Raw genomic sequence first — 13,349 nt, 5'->3', positions numbered from 1 at the left:
AGCGCATCAAAGATGCGATCCTTCCCGTTGGGCCGGGCAGCGCGCTGCAGTCAGGTGCGAGGGGCAGGGTTGTGCGCTTTGTTGTAAGGCTTCCAGTTGGTGATTTCGGGATAGTATTGACGCCGCCAAGCGCGGACCCTCGGATTCATGATACGCCGCCACAAGGGCGGGATCATCGCGGCAAGGGTCATGACCGGATATCCATGAGGCAGTTGCGGCGCTGCGTCCTGCGTATGGTGTTGCAGCAATGGAAAGCGCCGGTTTGGCTTGTAGTGGTGGTCCGAGTGGCGTTGCAAGTTTATCAACAACCAATTCGAGGCCTTTTGTGACGCGTTCCAGGAATGGCGCGGGTGCACATGCTCATATTTGCCATCGCCCAGATATTTGCGCGTCAGCCCGTAGTGCTCGACATAGTTAACAAGTTCAAGCTGCCAGATGGCGGTGCCGGCCTGTACCAAAAACAGGCCTAGCCCTGCCCATCCGCCGATCAGAAATGCTAGCAGCAGCATGGCTCCTTGAAGGCTCCAATAGCGCCAGAACGGGTTTGCCGGGTCGGTCCAAGGGCGGTCTTTGCGGGCCAGTTTTTCCCGCTCGGCGCGAAAGGCTGAGATGAGGCTTTGGCGCAGAACGCGCGGATAGAACCGGTGGAAACCTTCGTTGTAGCGAGCGGTTACCGGATCACGCGGAGTTCCGACGTAGCGGTGGTGAACCAGCAGGTGCTCGGACCGGAAATGGGAATAAAGGACCATCGACAACAGTAAATCGCCCAGCCAGCGTTCCAGTTTGCCTTTCTGATGCATCAGCTCGTGGCTGTAGTTGATCCCGATCGTTCCGGAAAGGACGCCCATGCCGAAGAACACGCCGATTTTTTCGACCGAGCTCATATCTACGGCTCGGGTAGTGTACCAGATCAGCCCATAGAGCGTAAGGAATTGCACAGGTGCCCAGGCTTTGGTCAGCCAGATATACCATTGCAGCCCCGCATCTGGCGTGTCCGGGTCGGCGTTTTCAAGGTTTAGGCCGGTCAGCCGGTCAAGCACCGCAAAGACCCACCATGTCGAAAGCGGTACAAGCAGGACCCACCATCCGCCTGCCGTAGTGGTCATCCAGATCAGTGGGATCAGGAGATATGAGACCCAAAAGGGAAGGGCGGATTGCCAGCGAGACAGGGTGTCAGATGCGATCATGTTGAGGCTCCGAAACGTTGGCGGCACCGTAGACCGCGCACTGGGCTTTGCCCAGCAGTCTATTGGCCGCGCCAGAGGTCAAAAGCCTTGCGCATAACCGTGGGCAGGTCGCTGGGCCTGAAATGGTGTTTGTCCATGACTGTCAGACCGTTCGGATCGCAACCGTCTGGCAATTCGGTTGTCCAAATACGCAGGATCAGGTGAAAGTGGGTGAAGGTGTGTCTCACTTCACCGGGGATTTCGTGCCATCGCGCCGGGAACGGAGGGCTTTCCAGCGGTGTTTCGGACCAGTCCGAGCCAGGCCAGCCCAACATTCCGCCCAGCAGACCCTTGTCGGGGCGGCGTTCCAACAGCAGGGCACCATCTCCGCGTTGGGCGATGTAGATGTGGCCCAGCCGGGTGGGTTTGGGCTTCTTGGGCGTTTTTTGCGGCAGTTCCACCTGCGTCCCCGCCTTCCGCGCCAGACAGGCCGCATGTAGGGGGCAAATGCCGCAGGTCGGAGATTTTGGAGTACAGATCGTTGCACCCAAATCCATGACAGCCTGCGCGTAGTCTCCCGGTCGGTGCTGCGGGGTCAATGCCGCGGCTTTTTTCTTTAACAGGGGTTTTGAGGCGGGCAGGGGTTCGTGAATATCATAGAGCCTTGCTATGACCCGTTCGACATTGCCGTCCAGGACAGTTTCGGGCCGATCAAATGCGATGGCTGCGATGGCCGCCGCCGTGTAGGGGCCAACGCCCGGCAGTTTCAGTAACGCGTCGTAGCTGTCCGGGAATTGCCCGTCATGCGCGGACGCAACCACCCGCGCGCATTTCAGAAGATTGCGGGCGCGGGCGTAGTAGCCCAGGCCAGCCCATTCCCCCATGACTTGATCATCTTGCGCATTGGCAAGGGCCTCGACGGTTGGCCAGCGCGTGGTGAAACGAACAAAATAGTCGCGAACGGCGGCAACGGTCGTTTGTTGCAGCATCACTTCGGATAGCCAGACGCGGTAGGGGTCTGGTGCTACGCCTGCGGCACGCGCTGCCGGGCCGATACGCCAAGGCATTTCACGTGCGTGGCGGTCGTACCAATCCAGCAGCGTATTGCTCAGGTCAGATTCGGTGCAGTCACGCAAGTTTTATGTAACTCTCTGTCGGGTTTCGCTGGCGTCCGGGTATCAGCCTATTACAATAGCGTCGCAGGAGTTGGAAACCAGATGCAACGCAGACGTTCCTCGACCCGCGGGTTCAAGCGCACCGCCACTTTGCTGAACGACCGGATCAGGCAGGCCGGGGAAAGCCGGGGATTTGCCGTCTCGCGCCTTTTGACCCATTGGGCCGAGATTGTGGGCCAGGACATCGCGTCGATCGCCCAGCCGGTGAATGTGGGATACGCCAAGGGTGGCTTTGGCGCGACGCTGACGGTGCTGACCACCGGGCCGCAGGCGCCAATGCTGGAGATGCAGAAAGAACAGCTGCGCGACAAAGTGAATGCGGTCTATGGTTACAACGCGATCAATCGGGTGCGTATCACCCAGACCGCGCCTACCGGATTTGCTGAGGGGCAGGCGAGTTTCGATCACAAACCGAAACAGACGAAACCGGTTGTTTCACCAGAAATCGCAGCTGAGGCCGACAATGTGTCGCGCGCGGTTGATGATGAAGATTTGCGCGCGGCCCTTGAACGTTTGGGCCGCAACGTTTTATCCAGACAGAAACGCTAAGAAAGGGCTGATGAATGAGCCGGATTGCAACCGTAATATGTGCGGCTGTCGCCGTGGCCGCTGGCGGCTATTGGCTGACAACGTCGAGTAACACGATCCCTTCGAACCCGCTTGTTGGTGCTGCTGAGGCGCAAGAGGCGGATTTGGACACCTCGACCATCGTCGAGATGGTGCAGGGGGCCGAAGACGCGCCAGTCGAGATCATCGAATATGCATCGTACACCTGCCCGCACTGCGCGAATTTCCATCAGGGCGCGTACAAGCAGCTCAAAAAGGACTTCATCGATACCGGCAAGGTAAAGTTCACTTACCGCGAGGTGTATTTCGACCGCTATGGCCTGTGGGCCTCGATGGTCGCGCGCTGTGCAGGACCTGACAAGTTCTTTGGCATCACCGACCTGCTGTATGAAGGCCAGTCGGAATGGACCCGTGCCGGAGGTCCTGCCGAAATCGTTGATGAACTGCGCAAGATCGGGCGTCTCGCTGGCATAGACAATGATCAGCTTGAGGCTTGCCTGCAGGACGGTACCCGCGCGCAGACACTGGTGGCCTGGTATCAGGAAAATGCCGAACGCGATGGAATTCAGGCGACGCCTACTTTCGTCGTGAATGGGAAGAAGGTTGAAAATCAGCCTTATGACGACTTCAAGACGCTGATCGAAGCCGAGCTTGGCAGCTAAATCCTGAATGGTCAGCCTGTTTTGGGCTGGCCATCTGCCTAAGGTGAAGGCGCGGCCTTCGCCAACAACTCTTTGACTTTGTCATCCTGATTGATTTGCAACCGAACCGGTAGGGTCAGAACTTTGCTGCGGAAAGTGGCGGGCAGGCGCACGGCGTCTTTCTCGGTTGTCACCAGTTGCGCGCCCAGTGCTTTGGCCTCGTTCTCAAGCCGCGTCATCAGCGCTGAAGTCAGTGGTTGGTGATCATCCAGTGCCTCGGCCCGCAGCAGTTTCGCGCCTTGCTGTCGCAGAGTTCCAAAGAACTTATCCGGATAGCCTATGCCCGCAAAGGCCAGAACCGGTGTATTGTTCCAGTCCATTCCGGTTTGGAGCGGACACACCTCGCCGGTGGCGTGTGGGACCGTCAGGGCAGGTTCCCATCTTTCTGAAAATGTTGACTGCGCTGCGGCGTCCCCAAGCGACAACACGAGAGCAGCACGTTTCAATCCAACGGCCACAGGCTCTCGCAGTGGACCAGCAGGAAGGCAAAGGCCATTGCCAAATCCGAGCCGCGCATCCACCACGATGATGGAAAAATCCTTGGCAACTGCGGGGTTCTGAAAGCCGTCGTCCAGCACGATCGCGGTCGCCCCTGCCGCTGCGGCTGCCTGCGCGCCCGCTGCACGATCTTTGGCGACCCAGACCTCGGCAAACGCGGCGAGTAACAGGGGTTCATCCCCGACCTGAGCCGCTGTGTGTTTGCGCGGGTCGACCTGCACCGGGCCTTCCAGCGAGCCACCATGGCCTTTGGTCACGACATGAGGTTGATGCCAGGTATCCCTCAAATATTCCAAAACCCAGATCACCGTCGGTGTCTTCCCTGTGCCACCGGCATTCAGGTTGCCAACGCAGATAACCGGTACGCCCGGCGAGATGCCTTGCCCGCTCGCCACGCGACGGGCGGTTGCAGCGGCATAGAGGCGACCAAGTGGCGCCAACAGCCTGGCGCGCAGATCCAACCGATCAGGGGCTGAGTTCCAGAAGTCAGGTGCCCGCATCGTCACGCCCTCGCCGGTCCATTGTATCCTGTACCATATCGATCAGTTGGTCCGCCTGTGGAGCCCCTTCGGTGACAATCCGCCATCCGGCCAATGCCATGTCTGCTGTGCGGTCAGGTGCCAACAATTCGACAACGCCATCGCCCAACTCTGTTGCGGTTCGTATCTTCAACGCGGCTTTTGCCTGCCCCAATCTGTCATAGAGACTGCGATGCTTGCTGACATGAGGCCCATGGATTACCGCAGATCCCAAGGCGACTGCGGTCAGAGGGTCGTGCCCCCGCGCCCCGCGTTCCAGTGAACTTCCCATGAAGGTAACTGCGGATACACGATGCCAAAGGCCCAGATCCTCGGGCTCGGCTGTTAGAATCACTTGTGTGGTGTCTTCGATTGGATGGCCTTCATCCCAGTTGGCGCATCGAAGGTCCATCGCTTCGAGGCGTTTAAACAAGGGCGCTGACTCGGACATATCCGCCACATGCAGGACCAAAGCCAGACGTGGCAGCATCCGCAAGGCCTGACGATGGGCCGTCAGAACCGAGATGAATTCCTTGTCCTGAACCCATGCGGCCAGCCAAACCGGGCGTCCGGCCATTGTGTGAGTGGTCTCGATCAATTCATCTTCGGGCCAGGGCTCTGGGTTGGGGCTGATATGAAGTGGTGGCGCGACCGAGATTTTTGCCGAGTTCACTCCCAGGCGTCGGATTTGGCGTGCGCTGTCATCATTGGGCGCAAGTATCGCTGTAAAGCAATCCAGCGTGTATCGCGTGATATCAGGTAGCCAACGTCCACCCCTTGCGGTTTTCACGTCGACCACAGCCTCAAGCAAAATTAGCGGAATGCCCCGCTCCTGTGCGCGTGTTATCACATTGGGCATCAGCCCACCGCCAAACCACAGCCCCATATCAGGGCGCCAGTGATCCAAGAACGTGCGCGCCGCGCCGGTATGTTCGGCGGGCAACATTGTGATCGGGGTATCGCAATCTTCCCAGTCCTTCAGATCAACATCGGGTGGGGCGGTCAGCAACAGCGAAAGTCCCGGTCGCACAGACAGCAGCCGACGGCAAATATTGTCGACGGCCCGCAACCGATCGGGTGTACTGACATGGACCCACAGAAGTTCACCTTCCGGGCGCGCAATCTCGGGGTGGCCCGTGCTTTGCGGGACGCCCCAGGACAGGACCCGATAGGCCGCAAGGCTCAGAGATCGCGGCTTGCTCATGCCGGAATTCCGGCCCCATTCGGGTCAAGCCGGGCCTGAAGGTCCGAATGCACCGCTGAACCTGCCGCCACCACGCCGTTCAGGCGCGGGTGGGTATTGTTGAAGCGCAGAGGTTGCCCCAAACGATCGGTACAGAGCCCGCCTGCCTCGCGCAGGATCAGATCTCCGGCGGCGATATCCCATTCCCAACTGGGTCGCAGCGTCAGCATCCCGTCGAACCGTCCCTGCGCAACCAGCGCCATCCGATAGGCCAGAGACGGGCGGTATACACGGCGAAAGTCAGGTGCAGCACCGGATTGCCAGTGGCGCGGATCTAGATTGGGTTTTGCCGCCAAAATCTCGGCTTCGGGCAGGTGCGCTTGCCCCGACACTTGGATTGCAGTGCCATTCAACGTTGCACCTTGCCCTTTTGCAGCCGCATACAGCAGATCACGTAAGGGCAGGTAGATGACGGCTGCCGTGACCTCACCGTTCTCGGTTACGGCCAGCGAATGGGCCCATGTGCGCGACCCCTCGGCAAAACTGCGGGTGCCGTCGATGGGATCGATGACGAAGACCCGATCACACGTCAGACGGTCGGGGGAATCCTCGGTCTCTTCACTCAGCCAGCCATAATCCGGTCGGGCCGCCTGCAGATCACGTTCGAGCATCGCGTTGACGGCCAGATCGGCCTCGGTCACCGGGCCTGCGCCTTCGGGTTTATCCCAGCGCTGGGCATCAGGACCCGAATAGCGCGTGGCGATCTTTCCGGCCTCAAGCGCAGCGTCGATCAGCAGGGGCAGGTCAGTTGCCGGCAAGTGTCATCCCTTCGATCAACAGCGAGGGTACAACGCGCGATAGGTAAGGCCGCGCATCGTTTGCCGGAATGATTCGCATCAGCATGTCGCGAAGATTGCCAGCGATGGTACACTCGTTGACGGGATGGGTGATCTCGCCGTTCTCAACCCAAAATCCCGAAGCGCCGCGTGAATAGTCGCCGGTATTCGGATTGATGGTCGATCCGATCATCGAAGTGACCAAAAGCCCGGTACCCATGTCGCGCAACAACTCGGCGCGGGTCTTCTCGCCTTGCGTCAGGCTCAGGTTCCAGTTGCTAGGCGACGGCGGCCCGGATACGCCGCGCGCTGCGTTGCCGGTCGAGGTCATTCCCAATTTGCGGGCGCTGGACAGGTCTAACGTCCAACCGGTCAGAACGCCATCTTCAACGATCGCCCTGCGCCGTGTTGCCAGCCCTTCGGCATCGAACGGGCGCGAGCCCGAAATGCGCGGGCGATACGGGTCTTCAATCAAAGACAAATGTGCCGGTAGAACCTGTTGCCCAAGGCTTTCCTTCAGCCATGAGGCCCCGCGGGCTATCGCCGCGCCATTGCTGGCGGCCAGCAGATGGCCGATCAGGGATGATGAAATCCGTTCGTCGAACACCACCGGAAAACTGCCGGTCTGGGGCTTGCGTGCTCCCACGATCTGAACCGCACGTTCACCAGCCGTGCGACCAATCTCGGCGGGGCTGCGCAGGTCAGACTGAAAAGTCCGGCTGTCACCGTCATAGTCACGCTCCATTCCCGTCCCTTCGCCGGAAATGGCGACGCATGAGGTTGAACGGCTGCTGCGCATGTAGCCACCCGAAAAGCCGTTTGTCGCGGCAAGATGGACCCGGTGGGTACCATAGGCGGCCGCAGCGTCTGACACCTGTGAGACTCCCGTAACGTCCAGCGCTGCTGCCTCTGCCGCCAGCGCATCCTGCATCAGAGCTTCAGCGCTGGGTTCAGGGGCTGGGTCAAACAGCTCCAGCGCGTCGATATTACAGTTGGCGACCAATTGGTCAGGCGCGGCCAAGCCGGTGAACGGATCTTCCGGCGCTTCCCGTGCCATTGCCACGGCGCGCTCGGCCATCGCGGTAAGCGTATCGGGGCGACTATCCGAACTGGATACGATTGCCTGCTGTTTGCCAAGGAAGACCCGCAGCCCTAGATCGGTCGCTTCCGAGCGTTCGGCATGTTCCAATGCACCACTACGTACTTCCACAGAAACGGATGAGCCATCAATTACTATGGCATCCGCTGCCTCGGCACCTGCCTTGCGGGCTGCATTCAGCAGCTCTTCACTGATTGTTTGAGGTGTTCGCGTCATGAGGCCTCCGGTCTTGTTGTTCTGGACCTAGCCTCGGATAGTCTGTCCCGCAAGGCCTGCAGCCCACTGGCTTTATGTGCCTCGGGCGGGAAAGGCCAGCGCAGCGGCCTTTCCCAATTTGTTTGTCACTTGATACGCTGACCGTTGGCCAGGATCTGTCCATCCTCGGTAAACTCGATTTTCGAGTTCAACGTGTCCGGTTCTTCACCCGGAACAGCCATCAGACCCATCATCATACGCGCGCCCAGCGCGTCGTTTTCCGACACAAAGCCCATGCCGATCAGCTTGTCCAGCAGAGCGTTGGCCCCAACAAGTTTCAAGTTGGCAACACCTGACGGGGCAGGCAGGCCATCAAACTCTTCCGTGTTGGAGTTGTCGAACGCAAAGTCGCCATCACCGCTCAATTGGGCTCCGACCAATGATACGAGAAGCTTGTTGATCTTCAGCGAATGCAGTTCGCCCGGAACGATATCAGATGTCTCAAGCTCTTCGACGGCTTCAGGGTCCATGAAATCGACCAGAACTTTGGCGGTGCCGGTTGCATCCAACGCGATGGTCGCCGGATCGCGCGGCAGCGCACTAGCAGGGTCGAACATGCTCCACAATACGTCGGACATGGTGAAATCCGTCAGGTTCATGCCAAACCCAAATGGCTGGATTTCTTCCGAGGCCTGCACCGGAAGCTCGAATTTCAGTCCTGCATTTGCCATCGCGATTTCGATTGGAAAAGGCAGATCCGACGTGGTGACGGCTAGTTTGGTGCTGTTCTGCGCAAGATCGTAGACAAGGCGCTGTGCATCGATGCTGCCGGTAAAGCTGCCTCCTTCGGAACTGCTGCTGAGCGAGAATGGCTCACCCTCGGCAGTGCCTGCCATTTCGGTGCTGCCCGAGGCGTATGTGAATGTACCTGAAGCGGCGAACCCGGCCTTGTAGATGTCTTCAATGTTGGCGACATCCATACCGGGTGGAATGATTGTATCGCCATCAAATTTCAAACCATCTAATTTACCGCTGATCCGGCCCGTGTCTTCACTTTCGGGCTCGTTGAAGGCCACATCATAGGACAGGCTGCTGGCCGTGAACTGCTGCGCGATATCGCGCATCTCGCCGATCTGCATCTGCGATGTGCCTGCGATTTCGTTCATCTGAACGTTCAAGGCAAACACGTCGCTGGATACGGTTTCGCCATCAAACTCCATCGAGTCCATCGACAGAGTCAGGCTGTTCGCCGTATAGTCATATGTCATGTTTTCGGGGGTACCCGAAACGACCATTTCCAAGGCGTCGTGAGCGTACATCAGATCAGCCGAAAATGTCTCGCCCTCGGCTTCACCCGAAATTGTCATCGGGAAGCTGGCAGGAAAGCCGATATTGACTGTACCGTCGCCATTTTCGGTCAACGTCATCTCGGGGATGACCATGTCGAAGGTGCCTTCGGTGTCCGGAATGGCCATGGCCATCGTCATGTTCGCGATGGTGGTGACGTTGCCGGAAACGCTCTGATCGCCAGTGACGTCATAGCCCATGCCGCCCAGATAAGCCTGCCAATCGGCCCAGACATCATTGGCGGTAACATCTGCAAAGGCGCCGTTGGTTGCAACAGCATAGGCCAAAGCTGCACCGCAGCTACGGCGAAGGAAAACAGTCATAAGAGAACCCTTCTTGATCAATTTGCCGGCATGGTCGTGCCTGTAGCGGCCAGCGTCAAGGGGGAAGGGGTGGACCAATTCCCCATTTGCAGGGTACGAGTTAAGACAATTTCAAATGCAGGGATTTAAACGATGCATATGCAAGGGAAAACGGTACTGATCACAGGGGCAAGCCGAGGCATTGGAGCGGAAGCCGGGCGCGTTTTTGCCGCAGCTGGGGCCAATGTGGCCTTGGTCGCACGCAGCCGCGATCAGATTGACGCTCTGGCTGCGGCATTGGGTGAAAATGCCATGGCGCTGGCCTGCGATGTCAGCGATTTTTCCCAGGTCGAACAGACAGTTGCCGATTGCATCGACCGGTTCGGCAAGCTGGATGTGCTAATCGGGAACGCGGGCGTCATTGATCCGATCTTTCATCTTTCGAATGCCGACACCCGGGCCTGGAGCCAAGCAATCGACATCAACTTGAAGGGTGTCTTTTATGGAATGCGTGCCGTCCTGCCCATCATGCGGGCAGCAGGCGGCGGGACCGTTCTGACAGTCTCGTCCGGTGCCGCGTCGAACCCGGTCGAAGCCTGGAGCCACTATTGCGCATCAAAAGCCGGGGCCAAGATGCTGACCGAATGCCTGCATCTGGAAGAGGCGCATCACGGTATTCGCGCAATGGGCCTGTCCCCGGGAACTGTGGCCACAGATATGCAGCGGGTGATCAAGGCCAGCGGAATCAATCCAGTAAGTCAGCTGGATTGGGACGATCACATCCCCGCAGACTGGCCCGCGCGGGCGTTGATGTGGATGTGCTCGGCAGATGCGGATGAGTTCTTGGGGACCGAGATATCGCTGCGCAACGAAGACATCCGAAAAAGGGTTGGGCTGACGTGATCGAACTGACACAGGATAATGGGCTGTGGACCGTCACGTTGAACAATCCGGATAAGGCCAATGCGCTGACCTCAGCGATGCTTAGCGAATTGGTACGCATCGCAGAGGCGGCAACCGAGGCACGTGCATTGATCCTGACGGGGGCGGGCCGGGTCTTCAGTGCGGGCGCCGATCTTGAAGAAGCGCGGGCGGGCCTTGCGACATCCGATCTTTGGGAGAGGTTGTCGGGTGCCATTGCCGCCTTGCCCTGCCTGACGGTGGCCGCGCTCAACGGCACTTTGGCCGGTGGAGCCAACGGTATGGTGCTGGCCTGTGACCTGCGTATCGCAGTGCCCTCGGCCAAGTTCTTTTACCCGGTCATGAAGCTGGGATTCTTGCCGCAGCCCTCGGATCCCAAGCGGATGGCAGAGTTGATCGGTCCGGCCAGAACCCGACTCATACTGATGGCGGGACAGAAGATTTCTGCAGAAGAAGCTTATAGCTTTGGGCTGGTTGATCGGGTGGTTGAGCCCGAACATTTGATACCAACTGCACAAGAACTTGTAGCCGACAGCCTGTCCGCAGATCCGTCGGTTGCTGCGGGCATAGCCGGATTGTGCCCATGAGGTTGGCCGCGCTCCGATTGCGGGTGGCGGACCCGGATGCGTTGGCGGCGTTTTATCGTGATGCGCTTGGCATGTCTGTCAGGGTTGAAGGCGCCAATCGTCGTCTTGGATATTCCGGTCAGGATGCCGATCTGTTGCTGATGCCGGGCGGCGGGGGTTACCGCCATGATCCGGGGCAGCGGTATTGGAAGATCGGGATCACGTTGCCGGATGTTGATCTTGCCGCAGAACACCTGCGCCAGAAGGGTATCCCGGTCAGCGCGCCGCGGCAGTTTCTGGATATCGGCTATATGTGCCATCTGAATGACCCCGAAGGGTTTGCCATTGAACTGCTGCAGCAGGATTTCGAGGGCAACCGGCCCGAAAATGCCGCCAGCGCGGACGCCCCATTTGCCAAGGCCTGTATTGGTCAGATCACTTTGCGAACCGGTGATATCGCTGCCGAAGATGCGTTCTGCCGATCCATGGGAATGTCATTGCTGTCTTTGCAGGATGTCGAACCTCACGGGTTCGATCTGCATTTCTACGCGTTCACTGCTGACAAACCGCTCAATCCCGACCTCTGGGCGGTTGAGAACCGCGAATGGCTGTGGAAGCGCCCATATACCACGTTGGAATACCAACACATCCCAAATGCCCGGTTTGCACCGGTGCCGGACTATCTCGGGATCGAAATTGAAGGGCTGGCTGACCCGCAAAAGGATGCATTCGGCGATCCCTGGCTTCCTGCCTGATCATCGCCCGCGTCGTTTGCCCGGCACTTTTGAGCGAAACCCCGGCGGGCGTTTGCGCACCCAATTCAGGAACTTCTCAAGCCTCGGATGTTTGCGCAGTGCATCGACGGTGTGAAAGTCACGCGCCAGTTCGGCCTCGGTCAGTGTCGCGTGGATCTCTTTGTGGCATATCTGATGCAACAAAACGGTGGGCCCGCCCTTGCCTCCCTTAAGCTTTGGGATCAGATGGTGCAGGCTTCCACCACCTTCGGGGATCGGACGGTTGCAGAGCGGGCAGATCGGATCGGAATTTGCCATGACCTAACTTCGCGCTGATGCGTGTACAGGGCAAGAGGGACACAATGGCGCAAACCATGGTCATCGGGGCAGGGCCAGCGGGGCTAATGGCCGCCGAACAGCTTGCCGCCGCCGGGCACGAGGTTGTAGTGGCCGAAGCCAAGCCGTCTGTCGCGCGTAAATTCCTGATGGCGGGGAAGTCCGGCCTGAACCTGACCAAGGATGAGCCTTTTGACATGCTTATGGGCGCATACGGGGATGCGAAGGATTGGTTGCATCCGATGATACAATCGTTTGACGCACAGGCGGTGAAGGCTTGGGCCGGTGATCTTGGGCAAGAGATGTTCACGGGCTCCACCGGGCGGGTGTTTCCGAAAGCCATGAAGGCCTCACCATTGCTGCGGGCCTGGCTGGCCAGATTGGATCAGACCGGTGTTCAGATCAGGACACGCTGGTGCTGGCAGGGATGGCAAGGTGGCGCGTTGGCTTTTGAGACGCCAGATGGCATGCAGTTTTGCTCGCCCGACGCGACGGTTTTGGCATTGGGGGGTGCCAGCTGGGCGCGGTTGGGTTCGGATGGGGCTTGGGCCCAGTGGCTTGCGGACAGCGGAGTTGATCTAACACCGTTTGCACCGGCTAACGCCGCTCTGTCAGTCGATTGGAGCCCCTATATGCAGCCACATTTTGGCGCGGCGCTCAAGTCGGTGCGGTGGATGGCGGGCGATCTGGATAGCCGTGGTGAGGCCACTATTTCCGCAAAAGGCCTGGAAGGTGGCGGTATGTATGCCCTGACCCCTGCGCTGCGGATGGGGGCGCCGCTGTTTGTTGATCTGGTCCCGGATGTGACGGCTGAAGGGATGCAGGCGCGATTGGGCGCGAAGAAATCAAAGGCAACGCTTTCGCATTGGTTGAAGAATGGTCTGCGTCTGTCTCCGCAAAAGGTCGCTTTGTTCCACGAAATGACTAAGGGCCGCGCATTGAAGCAAACGCAACGGATCGGTGCGCTGAAAAACCTGCCCATCAGGTATGCTGGGTTACGCCCGATGGATGAGGCGATCTCAACCGCTGGCGGGGTAGCATCGGGTGCCGTGGACAGCGGTTTGATGCTGATTGCATGTCCGGGCGTTTTTTGCGCAGGCGAGATGCTGGATTGGGAAGCCCCGACCGGTGGTTATCTTCTGACCGCCTGTCTGGCGACGGGACGTTGGGCCGGTCAGTCGGCGGCAACGTGGTTGGCGCGCTAG

14 protein-coding genes are annotated in these 13,349 nt (G+C 59.0%); 6 read left to right on the top strand and 8 right to left on the bottom strand.

What is annotated here, in order from left to right; all coding sequences use genetic code 11:
- Window positions 1-50: 50 nt before the first annotated feature.
- Window positions 51-1,187 (bottom strand): alkane 1-monooxygenase, encoded by a 1,137-nt coding sequence (locus ACR0AU_RS06325; RefSeq protein ID WP_170596781.1) that lies wholly within the window; start codon window positions 1,185-1,187, stop codon window positions 51-53.
- 59 nt (window positions 1,188-1,246) lie between these two features.
- Window positions 1,247-2,302, bottom strand: coding sequence for an A/G-specific adenine glycosylase (mutY, locus tag ACR0AU_RS06320; protein ID WP_480795429.1), 1,056 nt, complete (start codon window positions 2,300-2,302; stop codon window positions 1,247-1,249).
- A gap of 81 nt (window positions 2,303-2,383) precedes the next feature.
- Here mutY and ACR0AU_RS06315 point away from each other — a divergent pair, with 81 nt between their 5' ends.
- Window positions 2,384-2,890, top strand: a complete 507-nt coding sequence (locus tag ACR0AU_RS06315; protein ID WP_170611331.1) for a DciA family protein — start codon at window positions 2,384-2,386, stop codon at window positions 2,888-2,890.
- Window positions 2,891-2,904: 14 nt separating this feature from the next.
- Window positions 2,905-3,570 (top strand): DsbA family protein, encoded by a 666-nt coding sequence (locus tag ACR0AU_RS06310; RefSeq protein ID WP_170406731.1) that lies wholly within the window; start codon window positions 2,905-2,907, stop codon window positions 3,568-3,570.
- 38 nt (window positions 3,571-3,608) lie between these two features.
- On the opposite strand, the gene lpxK is transcribed toward ACR0AU_RS06310, so the two are convergent.
- The 5 genes from lpxK to ACR0AU_RS06285 all read right to left on the bottom strand — a co-directional run bounded on the left by lpxK (window position 3,609) and on the right by ACR0AU_RS06285 (window position 9,608).
- Window positions 3,609-4,607: a tetraacyldisaccharide 4'-kinase gene (gene lpxK, locus ACR0AU_RS06305; RefSeq protein ID WP_170732541.1), complete on the bottom strand. Its 999-nt coding sequence runs from the start codon at window positions 4,605-4,607 to the stop codon at window positions 3,609-3,611.
- Window positions 4,594-5,829: a glycosyltransferase N-terminal domain-containing protein gene (locus ACR0AU_RS06300; RefSeq protein WP_170732539.1), complete on the bottom strand. Its 1,236-nt coding sequence runs from the start codon at window positions 5,827-5,829 to the stop codon at window positions 4,594-4,596. Before ACR0AU_RS06300 ends, lpxK begins: the two co-directional genes overlap by 14 nt.
- Complete coding sequence (locus tag ACR0AU_RS06295; RefSeq protein WP_170508917.1) at window positions 5,826-6,626, bottom strand: 3'(2'),5'-bisphosphate nucleotidase CysQ; 801 nt, start codon at window positions 6,624-6,626, stop codon at window positions 5,826-5,828. Before ACR0AU_RS06295 ends, ACR0AU_RS06300 begins: the two co-directional genes overlap by 4 nt.
- Window positions 6,613-7,959, bottom strand: coding sequence for a TldD/PmbA family protein (locus tag ACR0AU_RS06290; protein WP_170508915.1), 1,347 nt, complete (start codon window positions 7,957-7,959; stop codon window positions 6,613-6,615). Before ACR0AU_RS06290 ends, ACR0AU_RS06295 begins: the two co-directional genes overlap by 14 nt.
- Window positions 7,960-8,084: 125 nt before the next feature.
- Entirely contained in the window at window positions 8,085-9,608 is a 1,524-nt protein-coding gene (locus tag ACR0AU_RS06285) for a DUF2125 domain-containing protein (RefSeq protein WP_170732538.1), read from the bottom strand.
- A gap of 132 nt (window positions 9,609-9,740) precedes the next feature.
- On the opposite strand from ACR0AU_RS06285, the gene ACR0AU_RS06280 reads away from it, so the two are divergent.
- The 3 genes from ACR0AU_RS06280 to ACR0AU_RS06270 are packed head-to-tail and all read left to right on the top strand — an operon-like array spanning window position 9,741 to window position 11,829.
- Window positions 9,741-10,490 (top strand): SDR family oxidoreductase, encoded by a 750-nt coding sequence (locus ACR0AU_RS06280; protein ID WP_170398908.1) that lies wholly within the window; start codon window positions 9,741-9,743, stop codon window positions 10,488-10,490.
- The gene (locus tag ACR0AU_RS06275) at window positions 10,487-11,095 is read left to right on the top strand and encodes an enoyl-CoA hydratase/isomerase family protein (protein WP_170425866.1); all 609 of its coding nucleotides are present in this window, start codon (window positions 10,487-10,489) and stop codon (window positions 11,093-11,095) included. The genes ACR0AU_RS06280 and ACR0AU_RS06275 overlap by 4 nt, the downstream gene beginning before the upstream one ends.
- Window positions 11,092-11,829 (top strand): VOC family protein, encoded by a 738-nt coding sequence (locus tag ACR0AU_RS06270; RefSeq protein ID WP_480762981.1) that lies wholly within the window; start codon window positions 11,092-11,094, stop codon window positions 11,827-11,829. The genes ACR0AU_RS06275 and ACR0AU_RS06270 overlap by 4 nt, the downstream gene beginning before the upstream one ends.
- On the opposite strand, the gene ACR0AU_RS06265 is transcribed toward ACR0AU_RS06270, so the two are convergent.
- Window positions 11,830-12,126, bottom strand: coding sequence for an HNH endonuclease (locus tag ACR0AU_RS06265; RefSeq protein ID WP_170406707.1), 297 nt, complete (start codon window positions 12,124-12,126; stop codon window positions 11,830-11,832).
- 44 nt (window positions 12,127-12,170) lie between these two features.
- Between ACR0AU_RS06265 and ACR0AU_RS06260 the strand changes: the two genes are divergently transcribed.
- Window positions 12,171-13,349: a TIGR03862 family flavoprotein gene (locus ACR0AU_RS06260; protein WP_480795428.1), complete on the top strand. Its 1,179-nt coding sequence runs from the start codon at window positions 12,171-12,173 to the stop codon at window positions 13,347-13,349.

The organism is Ruegeria sp. CG1, assembly GCF_056537265.1.
The sequence above is the reverse complement of the archived record's forward strand: the minus strand, read 5'-3'. Positions and strand labels throughout refer to the sequence as shown.

What these genes read in the sequence shown, in the direction of transcription:
- ACR0AU_RS06325 (WP_170596781.1), bottom strand. Translation starts at nt 1,187, where the DNA reads ATGATCGCATCTGACACCCTGTCTCGCTGGCAATCCGCCCTTCCCTTT.
- ACR0AU_RS06315 (WP_170611331.1), top strand. Translation starts at nt 2,384, where the DNA reads ATGCAACGCAGACGTTCCTCGACCCGCGGGTTCAAGCGCACCGCCACT.
- ACR0AU_RS06310 (WP_170406731.1), top strand. Translation starts at nt 2,905, where the DNA reads ATGAGCCGGATTGCAACCGTAATATGTGCGGCTGTCGCCGTGGCCGCT.
- lpxK (WP_170732541.1), bottom strand. Translation starts at nt 4,607, where the DNA reads ATGCGGGCACCTGACTTCTGGAACTCAGCCCCTGATCGGTTGGATCTG.
- ACR0AU_RS06300 (WP_170732539.1), bottom strand. Translation starts at nt 5,829, where the DNA reads ATGAGCAAGCCGCGATCTCTGAGCCTTGCGGCCTATCGGGTCCTGTCC.
- ACR0AU_RS06290 (WP_170508915.1), bottom strand. Translation starts at nt 7,959, where the DNA reads ATGACGCGAACACCTCAAACAATCAGTGAAGAGCTGCTGAATGCAGCC.
- ACR0AU_RS06285 (WP_170732538.1), bottom strand. Translation starts at nt 9,608, where the DNA reads ATGACTGTTTTCCTTCGCCGTAGCTGCGGTGCAGCTTTGGCCTATGCT.
- ACR0AU_RS06280 (WP_170398908.1), top strand. Translation starts at nt 9,741, where the DNA reads ATGCATATGCAAGGGAAAACGGTACTGATCACAGGGGCAAGCCGAGGC.
- ACR0AU_RS06270 (WP_480762981.1), top strand. Translation starts at nt 11,092, where the DNA reads ATGAGGTTGGCCGCGCTCCGATTGCGGGTGGCGGACCCGGATGCGTTG.
- ACR0AU_RS06265 (WP_170406707.1), bottom strand. Translation starts at nt 12,126, where the DNA reads ATGGCAAATTCCGATCCGATCTGCCCGCTCTGCAACCGTCCGATCCCC.
- ACR0AU_RS06260 (WP_480795428.1), top strand. Translation starts at nt 12,171, where the DNA reads ATGGCGCAAACCATGGTCATCGGGGCAGGGCCAGCGGGGCTAATGGCC.